This is a genomic window from Rummeliibacillus sp. POC4, assembly GCF_003576525.1.
GTDB lineage: Bacteria > Bacillota > Bacilli > Bacillales_A > Planococcaceae > Rummeliibacillus.
This window is the reverse complement of sequence record NZ_QWUA01000005.1, coordinates 59127-78151: the sequence shown is the minus strand read 5'-3', so window position 1 is coordinate 78151 and position 19025 is coordinate 59127. Positions and strand designations below refer to the sequence as shown.

Sequence of the window (19025 nt, the reverse complement as noted above, 5' to 3'; positions counted from 1 at the left end):
ATGACAGACTATACGACAAAACTTTACTGATTTTCACATGGAATTACTGCTGAAAATACAATCGGATTGGTAGGAGGAATTACTATTGGATAAGACAAAAGATTTATTATCTATTTATGCCTTAGGCGGTATCAACGAAATTGGTAAAAATATGTACGCAATTCAATATGCTGATGATATTTTACTTGTTGACTGTGGTGGGAAATTTCCGGATGAGAGTCTATTAGGGATTGATCTAATCATACCTGATATCACTTACTTGCTCGAAAACAAAGAAAAAGTTCGTGCACTAATTGTTACTCATGGACATGAAGACCATATTGGAGGTATTCCTTATTTTCTAAAAAAATTAAATATCCCTATTTATGCGACTCGTTTCACATTAGGGTTGATTGAAATAAAATTAAAAGAGCATAAAATTCTAAGAGAGACGAACCTTATAAAAATCCATGCTGAATCTAAATTACATTTTGGCCCAATTTCAATCACATTTTTTAGAACAAGTCATAGTATTCCTGATTGTCTTGGTATTGTTTTTCATACGCCAGAAGGAGTCGTTGTACATACAGGCGATTTCAAATTTGACCTAACGCCTGTTAATGATCAGGTTTCTGATATTCATAAAATGGCTAAAATCGGGTCAGATGGTGTGTTAGCACTAATATCTGAAAGTACAAACGCAGAACGACCGGGCTCAACACCATCGGAAAAAGAAGTTAAAAAACATATAGAAGATGCCTTTTTAAGTGCTCATCGAAAAATCATCATTTCTACTTTTGCTTCTAATGTAAATCGTATTCAACAAATTGTTGAAGCAACAAAAGTAACTAATCGTAAGCTTGCGCTACTTGGAAGAAGTATGGTGAATGTTGTTTCTGTCGCAATCGAAAGAGGGTATTTGAACATTCCTCCTGATATGCTAATTGATGCACGTAAAGTCATGCAACTCCCTCCAGAGGAAGTGGTTGTTCTTTGTACAGGTAGCCAAGGTGAACCTCTTGCAGCACTTTCCCGCATGTCCAATTCTGATAATCGAGATGTTCAAATTCTGCCTGATGATACTGTTATTTTATCTGCTTCCCCTATTCCTGGAAATGAAAATGATGTATCTCGCGTTGTGGACAACTTATTCCAACTCGGAGCTAAGGTTATCTATGGCTCGTCAAGTGTGACCGGTATGCATGTTTCTGGTCATGGATACCAAGAAGATTTAAAATTGATGATTACGTTGATGAAACCAAAATACTTTATCCCCATTCATGGCGAATTTAGAATGCTATACCTGCATCGTGAATTAGCTGAATCTGTAGGTGTAGAAAGGGATCATACTTTCATTATCAAAAATGGCGATGTAGTTGATATTGAAAATGGTGAAGCTAGGCAAACTCGTAAAATCCCTGCTGGAGACACATATGTGGATAGTGTAGATATCGGAGAAGTTGGAGAAATTGTGTTACGTGACAGAAAGCAACTCTCAGAAGATGGTATGCTTGTCATTGTTCTAACCATTAGTAAAACAGATGGAACAATCATTTCTCAACCTGATACCATTTCTCGTGGATTTGTCTATGCCAAGGATTTTGAAAATTTACTGAGAAACGTAAATCGTCTAGTTGTAGCAACAGTACAAGACATTCAAGAGGAAGAAGCAAAACAGTGGAATGTTGTCAAAAGGAAAGTAAAAAAAGCTGTTGGACAATATCTATTTACACAAACAAGAAGAAAACCAATGATTTTACCTATTATTATTGAAATTTAAATTTTTGCCAATATAAAAGCAGCCGATAAAAGCATTTTTTGCTTTTTATCGACTGCTTTTCCTATGCAAAATCTAATTTTGAATCTTGAGCTTAATAAATCGAAGTTAACTAGTTAATACTTACTTACAATTATTTCTTCACAGTTACTTTTTTTGCTTTACTTGTATTACCAGCTTTATCTTTCGCTGTTACATATAATACCGTACCTGCTTTTTGTTTTTTGATTTTCACTGAAAAGCTGCCCTTACTATTGACTTTTGCTTTTCCGATTGTTTTACTTTTTACTTTTACTGTTACTGTAGAACCTTTTTCAGCTTTCCCTTTAACAGTTGTTGATTTACTTGTTACTGTATTGACCTTCGGTGTAGATGGCGCAATTTTATCTTTTACAGTAACTTTTACAATTTTACTTGAGCGCTTTGCAGAATCGACTGCAGTAATATATAGCTTAGCACCTGCTTTTTGTTTTTTAATCTTTATTTTAAATTGGCCTTTGCTATTTACTTTGTCTTGACCAATTACTTTTTTGGATGCATTTTTGACCACTACCGTTAACTTAGCCTTAGCTGTTCCAGTTACATATGTTGTCTTGTTACTGATTGAATTTACTTTTGGTGCTTTTGGAGATTTGTCTTTTTCAACATAAATGTTTAGTACTGATTTGATCGTACCTGTTGAGTCTTTTATCGTTACTTGAAGTTTTTGATCTTTTTTCTGTGCTGGGATTTTAATAGTAAATGTTCCTTTAGAAGAAGCCGTTGCTTTTCCAATCACACTTTTACCCTTTTTCACTTCAACTTTTGCACCTTTTACAGCTGAACCAGATAGAGTTGTCTTCTTTTCAATTACTGGATTGATCTTTACTTTTAAATCAACTGTGCTATATGCATTGTAAGCATTTAAACGACCGTAACCTGAAACAAGATCCTTACCTACAGGTAGATCAAAATCATCAAACTCACTCATAGCACTTCCGATGATATCCATAAGGCTTTCACTTGCATCTTCATTATCTTTTTCTTTAAATGTAACATTGTCAGCACTTTGGTGTAAAAGTGTTCGGATGTCAGATACCTTCAATTTTGAATTTCCGGATAATAGTAGTCCTGCTATAGCTGTTACGTGAGGAGTTGCCATTGACGTACCACTCATATAAGTAACATTTCCATTTGGTACAAGACTAGGAATATTCGTCCCTGGTGCAACTATATCTAGTTTTTCTCCATAATTAGAGTAATCTGAGACAATATCAAAGTTATTAGTAGCTCCTACTGAAATAACATATTGAGAACTTGCAGGATAAGATAAACCAAATTGTCCATCATTTCCACTTGCAGCAATTATCACAACATTTTTAGATGCTGCGTATTTTAATGCGTACTCTATTGTTCGGCTATATTCTCCACCAAGACTTAAGTTGATCACTTTTGCCCCATGGTTAGCAGCATATACAATACCATTGGCGATTTGTTCACTATCTCCTGAACCATCAGCATCTAAAACTTTTACTGGCATAATTTTAGTATGTTGATTGATACCTTCCATCGAATAGCCATTGTTAGATTCTGCTGCAATAATACCAGTAACATGTGTACCATGGCCATTATCATCTAACGGAAGTGAATCTTGACTTACATAGTTTTTCCCGATATCCATACGAACATGATGTTTCAAATCTGCAAGCGAGTTATCAACACCTGTATCAACGACCGCAATTGTTGTATCTTTTATAGTTCTTTTCCCTAGTAGCTGTTGCAGTTTTTCATTTCGAATATCAGCACCTTTTACACCTACATCTCCTCCAAGGTTTTTTAATGACCATTGGTAAGAAGTTTGAACATCATTTGATGTAGCACGATATGTTTTGACAGGTTCAACAAATTCAACTTCTGGGAGTTTTTCAACTTGTTCAACTGTTGCTTTAAGGTTTTTAGCTTGAGCTTTAGCACTCATACTAGAGTTCTTGTCACTATCTAAATTAACTACATATATGTTATCTACTATTTCATCGTTTGAATCTATAGATGATAATGTTGATAATGTATTGTTACCACTAATTTTGTCTTGTACTGATTTTAATGATTTGCCGTCTTTTAATTTAAGAATATATTTATTAGTATTATTTGTGTTAGGAAGTGTATTGACTACTCTTTTTGTAACATCTACTAGTCGTTCACCAGCAAGATTAGATGACATTCCTGCTTTCTTCGATAGAGTGTTCATTTGAGTTTGTAATTTAGTTGGTACTGCATTATTAACAATATTAAATAGTTCGTTGATTGCATTTGCTTCTGTTTTACTAATCACTCTTGAACTACTTCCACCGTTTTTGTTCAGTTCAGTTATAAGCGGTTGTATTACAACTAAATTTTCATATAGATCTTGCTTGATGTTTTTGTTAAAAGCCATTTTTGCTAAGATAAACGGTGTTGCTTTGTAATATAAAGATGATAATGCTTGTCCCTCTTTTGTCTTTGAAAGTATACCATCGCGGAAAAGGCGAATATCTTTTAGCATTTCTTTTGCACTTTTCTTACCTTCAACACTAGCCTCAATTGCACAATTAGAACCTGTTGCATCTAGTGTAGTTGGCGGTAATTTTACTGATTCTGACTTAAGAGTATAGCTTGCAGAACCTAAGTCTGAGTTTTCTACTGATTCTGTATTAAGACTCACATCTGGCATTGAGTAATCAGTCAAATCATCCACCATACCGTTGTATTCTACTTTTATGTAGTAGGGACCATCCCAGGCATATGGAAACTGAATAGTAGTAGCTTCTCCAGGTATTGTTCCGGTCGTATATTGTTCAAATGTATCATCTGCTAGTGCTTTTTCTTTACTAGAATAAACAGATAAATTGATCACTTGATCGCTATTTAACGTTAATTTTATATGTGAATATTTTGAAATTTGTTCTTTAGTTGGTGTGATTTTATACCAATGGATTCCAGGTGATTCAAAAACCCCATCAATCTGGTTACTATCTGTTACGGATGTTGCATCTTCAATTGAAGTTGTTGGAAGTGTATCTGCATAATATTTTTGTGGTAATGTAAAGCCAAATACTAATGCAAATATAAGCATCCAAATTGCTATTTTACTTGTATTTTTCATCTTCACTTAAATACCTCCTTTTCTTTTTTAAGGAAATTGCTTTCTACTCTATCATAACGAGAATTCTCTAATACTTCAAAGTAATATTATAGTTATAAAATAATCTGTACTATATTCTCAGAAAATATCATTATAATTTACTAAAAATTAACTGATTAGTTCTTTTCCTTATATAACATACTCCCTACGATAAAGTGAAATCCCTATCAATAGAGATATTACTACGTACGAATTTCCCATTTATGATAGATTTGATTCTTTAATAGATTTATGCTTGACTAGTCGGATATTATGCATTATTTTTCTCTTTATTTCACTTTTGCTCGTTATCTATAAAAATCTGAACTGATATGAAAATAATTTTTGCAAAATTAATTTTACAGCACACTAAAGCCCATGAAGCTAATTATTCATGGGCTTTTCATCATAAATACTTCTTAGTATTCTTTTTTCCATCATAAGAATAGAGTACAAATTTGTCCTCTACAACTGTTCTTATATGAACAGGACGTCCCCATAATTGATAAATGTATGGTAAGACATGATCTAAATAATGTGGATCAAGTTCCATACCTTCATATCCATGCACTAAATATAATTCACCGTTACGTAAATAATCGCCATTTTCGACAAAGATATATGGAAAACCACCATTTACTCGCATTGACACTAATTGATCTCTAATTTCCTCGTAGTCCTTAGTTGTAATTCGATAATCTGATCCTTGTTTACTAAACAAGTAGAGATCCTCTTGTTTAACTAAATCCTTTGTTAAATAGTTTCGTATAAATGACATATCTGACTCTACTTCTCGCACTTCAAAGATTTTTTCTCTACCTGAGTTTGGTTTGATACCTGCTCTTTTCATTTCCTCTGTTGGATTGTCGTATCGTTGTTCAATATCTTCGAATATTTTGATGCCTAAATAATATGGGTTAATAGATGTTTTAGAAGGCTGAACAACACCTGCATTTAATTTGGCATATTCTATTGTTTCTTCTGTTTTTAAATTAAGTTCTCTCATAATACGTTGATGCCAGTACGAAGCCCAGCCCTCATTCATGATTTTAGTTTCTAATTGTGGCCAGAAATAGAGCATCTCTTCTCTCATCATCGTTAATATATCTCTCTGCCAATCCTCTAATTCCGTGCTGTACATTTCGATAAAAAGTAGTAAATCCTTTTCTGGTTTTGGAGGGAACTTTTTCTTTTTATATCTGATTTTACTTTCCTTCTTAGGTTGATCTAAACTCCATAGTCCATCATATGGGGTCTTTGCAGTTGTTAGTTCATCATCTTCCTCTTCTTCATATTCGTTGTACATTAATTTTGGACGTAAAATTGAGGGGTCGATATGCTCTTGTATAGATAAGACTGCATCTAAAAATTGCTCTACTTCGTCTTTTCCATAAAGCATTTCATAATGAGCAATTCGCTCTGCAGTTGCTGTCATACTTTCAACCATATCTCTTCTTGTATTAGAGAAACGCACATTATTTTTGAAAAAGTCACAATGTGCTAAAACGTGGGCAATGATTAACTTATTTTGCGTAAGTGTGTTTGTATCAAGCAAAAATGCATAACACGGGTTTGAATTAATAACAAGTTCATAGATTTGGCTTAAACCTAAATCATATTGTAGCTTCATCTTATGAAATTGTTTTCCAAAGCTCCAATGTGAAAAACGAGTAGGCATACCATATGCCCCGAATGTATAGATAATATCGGCCGGGCATATTTCATAGCGCATTGGGTAGAAGTCTAATCCAAACCCCAACGCAACTTCTGTAATTTCATCTATTGCTTTATGAAGTTCCTTTTCCATTTATGGAATCCCTCCGCACCATTTTTTAAAATAGGCTCCGTTGAACAATACTGTTGAGTTTTGAAAGGCTAGTAATATCCTAGACTTTTCGTTAAAAAACGAAGATAGATTATTTTGCAGTAGCTTCAGGTTGTTCTTTTTGGAAAAAGCATTTTAATGCTTCATACACGTCGCTTTTACTTTTCAAAACATAATGTCTAAATTTCTTATTTTCAATTTTTTTATAGTTATACATAAGGGTTGAAAAACGATTATGTGGGTTTACTTCACCATAGCCAAACATACTTGAAACCTTCATCAATTCTTGAACTAAACGAACACAAATCTCATTGTCTGTTGACATATTTTCACCATCTGAAAAATGAACGGGATAAATATTATATCTTGCTGGATTATATTTTTCCTGTATCAATTCCAATGCTTTTGAATAAGCAGATGAACAAATCGTCCCTCCACTTTCTCCTTTTGTAAAAAACTCTTCTTCCGTTACCACTTTGGCCATTGTATGATGCGCTATAAATTCAATTTCAACCGTTTCATACTTCGAACGTAAAAATCTTGTCATCCAAAAGAAGAAACTTCTTGCACAATATTTTTCAAAACTTCCCATCGATCCACTTGTATCCATCATAGCCAATACTACTGCTCTAGATTCAGGCTTTACTACCTCATCCCATGTCTTGAAACGTAAATCATCATTATGAATAGGAGCAATGGACGCATTTCCTTTCATCGCATTACGTTTAATGGCGTTTAAAATTGTTCGCTTTTTATCGATATTTCCCATAAGCCCTTTTTTGCGAATATCATTGAATTCTATTTTTTCAGTTGTAATATCCGCTTTTTCTTTCTCTTGTAAGTTCGGTAACTCTAATTCTTTAAATAGCACATTTTGGACTTCTTCAATGCTCACTTCTGCTTCATAATAATCTTCGCCGGCAGCATCGCCTGCTTTTTTTCCTCTTCCTGGTCCTTGTTGTTTCTCTCCGCTGCCATCACGGGCTACAACATCACCAATCTTGCTATCCCCTTTTCCTTGGCCAACGTGCTTCGACTTACCGTAGTTATAGCGAATTTTATATTCATCTAAGGAACGAATTGGTATTTTGATAACATCGCGCCCGTTTGACATAATAATGTTTTCTTCACTAACTATGTCAGGTAAATTATTTTGAATGGCTTCTTTTACTTTTTCCATATGACGTTGTTGATCTTGGTGTCCTTTACGATGAAGAGACCAATTTTCCTGAGATATGACAAATTGCTTATTCGAATTTTCAGTCATTTTCATCCTCACCTATCTATTATTAAAAAATTTTTTACTCACATATTCATCATCTAGAAAGCTATCATTTTAATCCTAGTTGTAGAAAAAATCCTTTTCTTATACTATGCTAACTTTTATAATTATTTAACTTTTTAAGATAAAAAAATGGAGTGTCCTAAAAATTATGTGGACACTCCTATTCGGTGCTTAACGATTCAATAAGCTACCTACATATTGTAACAATTCGTTAGCTGAAGTTGAGTTATACCCATGTTCATCGATTAATGTAGCAACAACCTCATTGATCTTCTTAAGTTGTGTTTCATCTGGTGTTTTTGAAGAAGTTGTAATCTTCACAACATCTTTCAAATCGGCAAACAATTTCTTTTGTATAGCTTCTCTTAATCTTTCATGAGAATTATACTCAAAACGTTTTCCTTTTCTTGCATAAGCGGATATACGTATAAGGATTTCTTCGCGGAATCCTTTTTTCGCGTTCTCTGAAATGCCTATTTGCTCTTCAATCGAACGCATTAACTTTTCATCAGGATTCATCTCTTCACCAGTAAGAGGATCGCGCAATTTGTTTTTGTTACAGAAGGCTTCGACATTATCAAGATAATTATTCATCAGTGTTTTTGCAGATTCTTCATAGGAATAAACAAATGCTTTTTGTACCTCATTTTTCGCAATTTCATCATATTCTCTTCTTGCAACAGCAATGTAATTCATATATTTTTCTTTATCTTCTTGGCTAATAGATGCATGTTGGTCAAGCCCATCCTTAAGTGACAGTAATACATCTAATGCATTGATAGATGGAACTTTCTTACGAATAATTGCAGAAGAAATTCGATTAATAATATAACGTGGATCGATTCCATTCATACCTTCATTTGGATATTCCTTTTTTAAATCATCCACATCCACTGAGTTATATCCCTCAACACTTTCTCCATCGTATAGACGCATTTTCTTAACTAAATCGATACCTTGCTTTTTCGGAATTTCAAGTCGAGTTAATACTGAGAAAATTGCTGCAGCTTTTAGCGCATGAGGTGCGATATGAATATGCTTCATGTCACTTTCTCTAATCATTTTTTCATAAATTTTTTCTTCTTGACTGACTTTTAAGTTATAAGGTATAGGCATGACAATAATTCTCGAATGCAGTGCTTCGTTCTTTTTATTGGAGATAAACGAGCGATATTCTGTTTCGTTTGTATGAGCAACAATCAGTTCGTCTGCACTAATTAATGCAAATCTTCCTGCTTTAAAGTTACCTTCTTGGGTGAGAGATAAAAGGTTCCATAAGAATTTTTCGTCTAATTTCAGCATTTCTTGGAATTCCATCATACCTCGGTTAGCTTTGTTTAACTCCCCATCGAAACGGTAAGCGCGTGGATCTGATTCAGAGCCAAACTCTGCAATTGTAGAAAAATCGATACTACCTGTTAAGTCGGCTATGTCTTGCGATTTAGGATCAGATGGTGTGAATGTTCCAATACCAACACGTTTGTCTTCAGAGAAGAAAATCCTTTCAACCATCACATCTTCAATGCGTCCCCCATACTCTTGCTCAAGTCGCATTGTGTTCAATGGAGATAAATTCCCCTCTATACGAATACCAAATTCGTCAAAGAAATCATCTCGCAGGTGATGAGGAATAAGGTGCAGTGGATCTTCATGCATCGGACATCCCTTAATGGCATAAACGGCTCCCTCATCTGTTCGTGAATATTGCTCCAATCCTCTTTTTAGTAATGTCACAATTGTCGATTTACCACCACTTACTGGTCCCATTAATAATAAAATCCGTTTACGCACATCTAATCTTCTAGCTGCTGGATGAAAATATTCCTCAACCAGTCTTTCAATTGCTGATTCAAGCCCAAAAATTTCTTTTCCAAAAAATTGATATAACTTTTTCCCGTCTTTTTCCTCTAAACCAGAACTTTTAATCATATTGTACACGCGCGAATGTGCTGTTTGAGCTACTTCAGGTCTTTCTTTTACAATATTTAAATACTCAGCAAAAGTCCCTTCCCATCTAAGCCTGTTTTCTTCTTCACGATAACTCTTAAACTTGTTTAAGATGTCTATAGCTTTTCCCTCCATTCAGGCCTGTTTTATTTCATAGTATGAAATTGGAGGGTTAATGATAACCATTACTATTTTTTTGATGAATTTTATTTAGAGAAAAACTACTCTTTATGGTAAAAATCTTTTTTCTTTGTGATGAAAATTGTTTTGCTTTATTTAACTAGTCATCATTTGTTAATCAAAAAAGACTTGAACCTATATCAATAGGATAGACAAACTGATAAACAATATGTAATTTTTGCTCATGGAAAATGAATTTTCGGATATTCTAATTGATATGGAAAGGAGGATGTATAAATTTGCCCAGGAATTTACTTTCTGTAATAACTTGTATCATGATATTTAGCACATTATTCTCTTTGGATGCATACGCAAAAGGAACCACTCCTTCAAGAGAAGAGATTTTGAAGCAGCGGATGAACCATTACGTACAATATGAACGTTTACTTGTTCCTTGGTATTTTTTGGCTGCCGTTGATCAATATGAGCGGAATATACAATTAGTTCGAAAAGATATCCCCAAACGTAATAGCGTCATCGCTATTCAATTTTCGGACGAATTCTGGGCTGGTCCATTCAATCCTTTAATCCAAGATACTTCACCAGCAACGATTAATTATTTTGGCGGAATGGGGCTTGACGGAAATAAGGATGGTATTGCAAACTCTGATGATGATAAAGATGTCATGTTTACAATGGCAACATATCTAAGTCAATTTGGTCCTACCCTAAATGACTTCAAATTAGCATTATGGGATTATTACAAAGACGATAAAGTAGTAAACCAAATCTTAACTAATGCAAAATTATTTGAGCATTTTAATACCCTCAACTTGGACAAGCATTCATTTCCGATTACACTTGGCTACGATTACAGCTATAGAGGAACTTGGGGAGCCAACCGCGGATGGGGTGGAAGAAGAATTCACGAAGGAACAGATGTATTTGCTGGGTATGGAACTCCTGTACTCTCTGCTTCCTATGGTGTAGTTGAAACAAAAGGATGGAATCAGTTTGGCGGATGGCGAATTGGTATAAGGGATCAAAATAATTCTTATCATTACTATGCCCATTTATCTTCATACAGCAAAGACATTCAAGTAGGCGATATTGTAGAGCCTGGAAAAGTTATCGGATTTGTCGGTAGTTCTGGATATGGAAAAGAAGGTACATCAGGTAAATTCCCACCACATCTCCATTACGGCATTTATAAATTTAATGGTCGTACTGAATGGGCGTTTGATCCTTACCCATCCCTTTTACTATGGGAAAGACAAACAAAAGAAGCGAAACAAAAGCAAAATGGTTAATCTTATTCAAGAAAAAGCAGTTGGAGGATGATACCTCTTCCAACTGTTTTTTTATGATTATTATATGTAATTTAGCCCTTTTAAACAGACGTTTAACAATTTATTAAAATCTGTTGTTATTTTTAATTTAATAGAATAAATCTATAACTTTTTAGACATACTAATAGAAAACTAATAATGGAAGGATGATTTTGTTTGAATCATTTGGAGCAGCACATTACAAATAATAATAACCTTGTATATGAAGACGTTAGAAATAAAATAACATCTATTATTTATAGCCTCCATTTTGACTGTTGTTATCATGTTGAAGACTGTATTATCGATTTACATAAACTACTATTAACATTAGACGATTTGGAAGGCTCTCTATAGTAATAAAAGAAGCCAACAAATTTGTTGGCTTCTCCGTATTTCTATTATTAATCAATATATAATTCAGTCACTTGCACATGAGGTGGAAGTAAAGGGTGAGTTTTAATCATATTTACATTAGATTTCAACGTTTCTACTATATTATTAGTGTTTTGTAGCCATTCGCTAACACTATTTCCTGCAAATTCAGGCTTACAAGTTTTAAATAAATAATCTAGCTCTTGTATTTTATCTTTCATTTTTTTATTCTCATATATTCTACTTACTACTTCTTTTGTATTCCGTGCATATTTTTTTGAAGCAACTACAAAAATTTCTTCAATATTTTCTTTATAAACAACTATAATTATTTCTCTCATTATCTCATCAAAATATTGTGAAATTAATGCCCCATTATTTTCTACTACTACTAAATTTTCAGGGTCCATAATATTAGCCTGTTTCATCAAAAATTCCAATTTGTATTCGCCATCTATTATGAATAGAGTTTTCTTTTTTCCATTTCTACACATTAACTTCACCTCAATTTTTGTCTAGGATAATTTACTTTGCAAATCAGCTGAAAGTTTAAACAGCATTACACGTTCTCCAGTTTTAGTACTAAGGTCGGTGTGAAAACTTACTACTTCTTCACCTGTAATATCTAGAATGATTTGTTTTAATTCATCCAAACCTGATTCTACCAAGCTATTACGGTGTTCTTTTACTGATAGTAGTCCTTCCTTATTTTTGCACACGGAGTATTCAGCTTTTGTCAGGATCCCACGTAAATCTACAATAATCATATCGCGTAATATATCAGACTTAACTGAAACTGATCCCCGTCCTAGATAACTCTTTTCCCAATGAGTTAATGCTTTACTTATTTCTGATTCCATAGTTCCTTTTGTTTTATCCATTGTTCCTATCCCCTATAAATAATCATTTTGTGATAACAGTTATAATACCATAACATCAAAGTAAATGATTATGACCAGCTTATCCATGTGCCATCAGAATCAATTGATGATAATCGAATCCAACCATGGTGTATTTTTTGAAGAAATGCTGGATTACTTTCTAATAGCCTTTGGATATGTTTTTTGGGGGCTTGAATCACTACCAATAAGCGCAAAGGTTCATGATAGGCCTCATCATCCGATTTCATAACAGACTGCCATGGAAGACCAAATAATAGATCACTTGCATTCCCCTGCATAACTCCTGCACCTGCAGTTATAGTTTGAGTAGTCTTGTTGCCACTTCCGTAATAATGAGGTGCTACAGTAGATGCAAAATATTGCAGGTTAATCCATTGTGCAACTTTAGCTGGTCCTGCAATAATTTTGGCCAGTATTTCACCATTCTCATCATACTTCCAATTATAATTATGAAGGAAAGCCCTACCTTCCAAATCACATGCTTCAGTAAGTTTACGTTCCCCAATGATAAATGCTGCATTACGGGACAATCCCCATTCCGGGCGTACCTCACTCCAGTCCTCTGCAAAACGTTGAATCTCTTCACTCGGATTTTTGCAATTTGTTTCTAAAGTAGGTAATTGAACGATTCTTTCTGCATTAGCTTCTTTTCGAACTTCTGGCAATTTTGTTTGTACATACTCTAATGATTCTTGTGCTTCTTCAGTAAGTTCTGGAACATAAACAAAATGAAGCTCATCGAGTGATGTGATATGCTCAGCTGCTACAAAAATAGTATCTTGAGGAATAACTATATGATCTTGTTTTAACATTTCTCTTACTTTCGGGAGATTACATAAAGTTGCTAATACACGTGCATTAAATGCACTAGAAGCTCCCCCACATGCACCACAATCTAGAGAAGAAGAATACGGATTATTTGTACTATGACTAGCATGACCACAAATAACAACTAATGGTGCAAAGTGATCTGTCAGCCCCATCATTTTCAAAGCTTGTCGTGCATAAAATAGTTGCTCTTTTTCAGAAAATCCTACTGGTAACTCAGCGTCAATTGTATGCATATGGTCAAGTGAAAGTTTTGTAGCTGGCTTGTGTAACCATTTTTCTCTCATCTTACGTATTGCTTTGCCAGCTTTCTGTGGCACAAAACTTCTCGCTAAGGTTTGTAAGCTTAGCCAAGGGCCACTAATCTCTGGCAATAATAAGTTTGTAAACATGTTATGTTTCATCATATGGAATGTATAGTTCAGAGAATTAGCTGTATTTTCACGTTCCTTATATTGTTTTAAGTCGGTATCAGATGCTGCTTCAACTACTTTATACTGAGGTTTAAACATAATAGGTAAAGATTCATGACTATGCTTACTTCCGAGTTTTGTTGTTTCAATCGGTAAACCGAAAAAGCCAGCAGTTCCAAATGTTTCGAAAGGACCAACTTTTTCTAGTTGTCGACGGAAAGGTTCTGATCGCACATCAATACAAAAAGCAAATTGTGCCTTAATAGAATCTGTTTGTACTTTTACTTTTCTTTGCTGTGATGAGATCATTTCTTTTATTTGAGCTTCATATGTTTTCTCCCACGCCTCTAACCAAAGTCGACTGCAAACAAATTCATCAAAACGGTCAGCAAGTAACAAACGCGCTCTTGTTTCTGTAGCTGTTAATTTTGACCAATCAGAAATTTGCATATTGCCCCATCTAGTCCAATTGAGTAGCAATGACTCAATAGATACTTCCTCATCTTTTTGAGATTGTAGTGGGAGAAATGATTGAACCATTGCATACTCCATAGATACTCGAACTGCTAAATATTCTAATAATAGTTTTTCTTCTTGAGTAGATTGTTGAGAACGCCAAAGCATCATCCCAGCCCAACCTGGTAAAGCAAGTAAATGAGCTTCTAGATAATCTTGTCTTTGAGATTCAGGAACTTTTAAATCAATTAGCATATCCCTTAAAGCGTGTTCTGCATCTTCAGGTAAATGCTTCAATTGTTTACGCAAATGGTGATTTAGTGCTGGATCATATGGAACTATTTCCTTCCAAGCTTTATAAAACCCCTGTTCTCGATTAGGCATAGACCACACAGCTTGTGATTCATCCAAATACAATTTACACCATTTAATCATGTGTATATTTAGTTCCTCGGCTATTTTTTCTTTCCCCATCTTTTCGATACGTTGACTAATTGTAAGAACTGTATAATTTCGAGGGATTTGTGGTTTATAATGATTGAGTTCTAATGCTAATTTTTTTAATTCATCTTGTGAAAAATGATCATTTTGCTGATGAATCTTAAGTGCGTGAAGGCAGTATTGCTCAGCAACGCTTCTTGGTAATTCTAAACCTTGTCGATCAAGCCAAGCTGACACTCCTGCTTCTAAATATTTTGGATCAATCTTATCTTTTTCATATGCAGAAAATAGCATTTCTTTATTTGGGTAAATGTCTACATCACATGTATCTTTTAATCGACGCGCTACTTGTTCAAAGGTTTGGTGTTCTAATTCTGACCAAGGACTACGAGCTGCGAATTGGTTGATGTTTCCTAACGGTACGATTGTATCACTAGCGGCTTTCACTAAATCATTAATATCAAAACTAAGGTAATTATTTTCCTTTTCAAAGTTTAAATTTAATGCTGTACTCAATGTACGTTACCTCCTCGAGATAGTAATTGTGTCAGATATTTTGGGTGACTTTCTACTAAATTACCTTTCGGTTCACCTAAACGTATTAACCAAAGATAAATAGTAATTGATGTCTTGGAATTTTTACGAATTGACCATATTCCAATGACACTTGCAACGATTAAAATGCTTAAAAGTAAAATCCCCATAAAAATAGATTGTGTAGTTTCGCTCGGGATGACACCATACAAAAGACTATGGAATCCTGTATGCACTAATTGGAATATAATTGCCGCTCCAACAAATAAAATCGCTCCTACGATTCTTCCAATATGTCCAGCCCCAAAAGCAACAAGTTGTGTCCAAGCAAGAGCTACAGACCACCCTAAAATAATTGCACTTACGAATTGATACCCATCAGTAGGAGAAGTAAGCCAAAATGCAATGCCTAAACCTAATCCTAATACCCCACCGAATATCATCCAGATCACTGAAGAAAGTTGGCGTTTATGAACTATTGGTTCTCTTCGTTTAGCAGCTGAACCAGCTTGTAAGAATAACGTCGACTTAAACAGGCCATGTAATACTGCATGAGTAATTGCAGCTAAATATGCTCCTAAAGCACATTCGATTAACATGAATCCCATTTGTGCTATTGTAGAACCTACAAGTTGGCGTTTATAGTCAACTTGTACGAGCATAATCCCTGTTCCAACTAACACGGAAACACTAGATAGAATAAGTAAAACAACTTGTACTGAATCACCATTAAAAAGTGGTGCAAAACGTGTCAGCATGATACTTCCTGCATTTACAATACCTGCATGCATAACAGCTGAAATAGGTGTCGGAGCAACTACTGAGTCTAGCAACCACCGTTGGAAAGGCCATTGTGCTGCAGGAATAAAAATTGATAACAACAGTAAAAGATTAATCGATGTTTTCTCCCAAGTTTTGAATTGTTCGAGGCTTTCTTGACTTAGTATTTGCGACAAATGCCAATGCCCCGTAACTTGCTCAATCCATACAATTGCGATTAATAAGATCAACCAACTGATGGCAAAATATCTACTCGAAATCTTAGAAGCATGCCGAGCAACTTTCCATTCCTTCCTCATGCCGATTAGCAATACTAATCCAAGAAGTGTAACACCCCATCCAAGCATAAGTAATCGCAAATCATCACTTAACCATGCGAGAGAATCTGCAATTGTCATGACTGTTAATAATGCAAAATACTTTCGATAAGCCCGATTTCCAAATAAATAATGCACCGAATAACGTTGAACGATTAACCCAATGGTTAAAACAAATGTTGACCATAGCCATGATAAAGAATCAAAATGCCAAGGCCCTATTATCACGCTCTCATTATTAAAAACTAATGCCAATAAAGCAATAATTGGTGGTAATGCAATAATACCTATATGAACGCGTATATAACTTACAGGAATTCTTGGTACTAACAAGATTAATGCACTAACTACGGAAACAGCTAACAATATAAAAAATATTGTTATCCATGGAATCATCTCAAAAAAATTCAACATCCAACATCCTCCCCTTGAATGGATGAAAGGCAAATAAAATTCGCCAGTTATTCCTATTTTTAAAGAATAAAATATTTGATAAAACAAAAACCGATAATCTCTAAATTCAACGGATTACACCATTGAATTTTGGAAATTATCGGTTTACTTTTAACTAGCCCAAAAGGGTTTTTAATAGCCTACCTAATATTTATTAAGCTTCCTATTATTCTGGAAACTTTAAAATCTATTGTCGTATTGTTAGTATATAGATTAACTTTTTCAAATAGCCATATCAGATATAACTCTTTGCTAAAGCTCTATATATTTGAAGAAAACATCTTGTAAATGACTTCTTGAAAAAATGATACTATTAATGAAAGATTCTGTCAAGTTAAAGTATAAGACAGTTAGATGAAATACTTTTTGTTATACTACAGAAATGAGCTCATACATTTTTTCATATTTCCACACTATATTTATGTATGAAAATGATAATTATTATCAATACTATTTATAACAAAAGGGCATGTCTGAAAAAACCTTTTGAGACACGCCCTTTGCTATGAATGTTTGAAAGTAGGGCTGTCCTGTGGATTTCACTTAGACACCCAAGATATACCAAAATTACTTTCTTGGTTTAAATGTTTTACAATCTGTCTCCTCAGTAGTAGAGGCCTGTCCCCCTCTATTGCTGACTACATAAATTTCATGTGCAGTGCATTGATTTCCTTTTTGCCAAAAAGTACAGTTACTTACTTCACAAAGAACATCTTTTGCCATCGTACAACACCTCCTTCAAAGACTAGTATTGACAGGAATCACTATGATGATACTATATGCAATTGACGAAATTTCTCAATCTTCTTTCCTTCCATAAAAAAAACACAAAAAGACCTTTTGAGTCTTTTTGTGCTTTAAATACTTTTTCATTTCAAGTTATACTACTGCAACCCTCTTAATATTTCAAAGGAAAAAAGCTTAAACAAATATTATCCCATGCCTGGAATCCAACCAGGTCTATTTAACATTTTCCACATTGGATCTGGTATAACAAGTTCTTTCTGTTTTGTTTGATCCATTTCAGTTGAAATATTGTGATCACCAGCTTCGGCTTTTTTGACCCAATCTGGTTCGATCAAAAGTTCTCGCCCAAGTGCAAGTAAATCGATTCCTGATTCACTTGCCTTTTCAGCATCTTCCAACGAATAAATAGAGCCAACTCCTATAAATGGAGTACGTCCATTAATCGTTTCCAACAAAATTTCAACACGTGATTTATTTTTATCTCCACTAAAGCGATGAGGTTTTGTAAAGAATTCTGTTTGTGAAACATGTAAATACGTTAATCCCTTATCTGCTAATGCATCAACTAGTTTCACAGTTTGGTCCATCGTGATTCCCGTTTCTTCTTCCTCTTCTGGTGAGAATCTGTAACCAACGATAAACGGTTTTGTCGCGTATTTTTCAACAACACGTTTTACTTCATCCACAATCTCTAATGGGAATCGCATACGGTTTTCGATAGAACCACCGTATTCATCTGTCCGACGATTGGTATAACCTGAGAAAAATTGTTGAAGTAAATACGTATTTGCTCCATGAATTTCAACTCCATCATACCCAGCTTCAATTGCGCGACGAGTAGTTTCTCCATACGCATTAATAATTTCTTTAATCTCTTCTATTGTTAAGGGACGTGGTGTCACATTGCCAGGAAAAGCAACGTCACTCGCACTTACAAGTTCGCCATTCGGTACTTCTTCTGGAATAGAACGTCTACCACCATGATAAATTTGTAATACTGCCTTTGCTCCACCTTCATGAATAGCATCAGCCACGCGTTTTAAACTTGGTATAAATTGATCAGCATATCCTGCAAACTGACCAGGGAAACCTTTTCCATTTTCTGCGACATATGTACAAGCAGTCACTACCATGCCAACACCATTCGAACGTCGTGCATAGTATGCCACTTCTTCATCTGATACTGTACCATCGGCATTACTAGAATAATTGGTCATTGGTGCCATAACAATTCGATTTCTTAAAGAGATACCATTTGGAAATGTATAGTTTTCAAACAAATTCATCAATTATCAGCTCCTCAATATAATATCTATAGGGATTCTTCAACCCTTTTATCCTTTCACCTTAAAGGCAATTGTTTACTTATATAATTTCAA

Annotated in this window: 12 protein-coding genes; 2 read left to right on the top strand and 10 right to left on the bottom strand. The window is 34.5% G+C overall.

What is annotated here, in order from left to right:
* The first annotated feature begins 85 nt into the window (after positions 1–85).
* On the top strand, positions 86–1759 hold the full coding sequence (locus tag D1606_RS02455; RefSeq protein WP_119414437.1) for a ribonuclease J: 1674 nt from the start codon (positions 86–88) through the stop codon (positions 1757–1759).
* Between the two features lie 130 nt (positions 1760–1889).
* Here the strand turns inward: D1606_RS02455 and D1606_RS02450 are convergent, their stop codons facing one another.
* The 4 genes from D1606_RS02450 to D1606_RS02435 form a co-directional block, all read right to left on the bottom strand.
* Positions 1890–4877 carry a S8 family serine peptidase gene (locus tag D1606_RS02450; RefSeq protein ID WP_233548010.1) on the bottom strand — a complete coding sequence of 996 codons (2988 nt, stop codon included), beginning with the start codon at positions 4875–4877 and terminating at the stop codon, positions 1890–1892.
* Between the two features lie 424 nt (positions 4878–5301).
* The gene (locus tag D1606_RS02445; protein WP_119414435.1) at positions 5302–6702 is read right to left on the bottom strand and encodes a SpoVR family protein; all 1401 of its coding nucleotides are present in this window, start codon (positions 6700–6702) and stop codon (positions 5302–5304) included.
* A gap of 109 nt (positions 6703–6811) precedes the next feature.
* Positions 6812–7987 (bottom strand): sporulation protein YhbH, encoded by a 1176-nt coding sequence (gene yhbH, locus D1606_RS02440; RefSeq protein ID WP_119414434.1) that lies wholly within the window; start codon positions 7985–7987, stop codon positions 6812–6814.
* Positions 7988–8176: 189 nt separating this feature from the next.
* Entirely contained in the window at positions 8177–10072 is a 1896-nt protein-coding gene (locus D1606_RS02435; RefSeq protein WP_119414502.1) for a PrkA family serine protein kinase, read from the bottom strand.
* A 299-nt stretch (positions 10073–10371) separates the two neighbouring features.
* On the opposite strand from D1606_RS02435, the gene D1606_RS02430 reads away from it, so the two are divergent.
* Complete coding sequence (locus D1606_RS02430; protein WP_369973729.1) at positions 10372–11382, top strand: M23 family metallopeptidase; 1011 nt, start codon at positions 10372–10374, stop codon at positions 11380–11382.
* Positions 11383–11804: 422 nt separating this feature from the next.
* Here D1606_RS02430 and D1606_RS02425 read toward each other — a convergent pair whose 3' ends face one another.
* From D1606_RS02425 to D1606_RS02400, 6 genes are all read right to left on the bottom strand, one after another.
* Positions 11805–12269: a carbonic anhydrase gene (locus D1606_RS02425; RefSeq protein ID WP_119414433.1), complete on the bottom strand. Its 465-nt coding sequence runs from the start codon at positions 12267–12269 to the stop codon at positions 11805–11807.
* 21 nt (positions 12270–12290) lie between these two features.
* Entirely contained in the window at positions 12291–12656 is a 366-nt protein-coding gene (locus D1606_RS02420) for a Na-translocating system protein MpsC family protein (RefSeq protein ID WP_119414432.1), read from the bottom strand.
* A gap of 68 nt (positions 12657–12724) precedes the next feature.
* On the bottom strand, positions 12725–15331 hold the full coding sequence (locus D1606_RS02415; RefSeq protein ID WP_119414431.1) for a DUF2309 domain-containing protein: 2607 nt from the start codon (positions 15329–15331) through the stop codon (positions 12725–12727).
* Entirely contained in the window at positions 15328–16860 is a 1533-nt protein-coding gene (locus tag D1606_RS02410; RefSeq protein ID WP_119414430.1) for an NADH dehydrogenase subunit 5, read from the bottom strand. The genes D1606_RS02415 and D1606_RS02410 overlap by 4 nt, the downstream gene beginning before the upstream one ends.
* 606 nt (positions 16861–17466) lie before the next feature.
* A complete protein-coding gene (locus D1606_RS02405; protein ID WP_119414429.1) occupies positions 17467–17622 on the bottom strand; it encodes a DUF1540 domain-containing protein in 156 nt (51 codons plus the stop codon).
* Positions 17623–17831: 209 nt separating this feature from the next.
* On the bottom strand, positions 17832–18932 hold the full coding sequence (locus tag D1606_RS02400; protein ID WP_119414428.1) for an NADH-dependent flavin oxidoreductase: 1101 nt from the start codon (positions 18930–18932) through the stop codon (positions 17832–17834).
* Positions 18933–19025 lie beyond the last annotated feature (93 nt).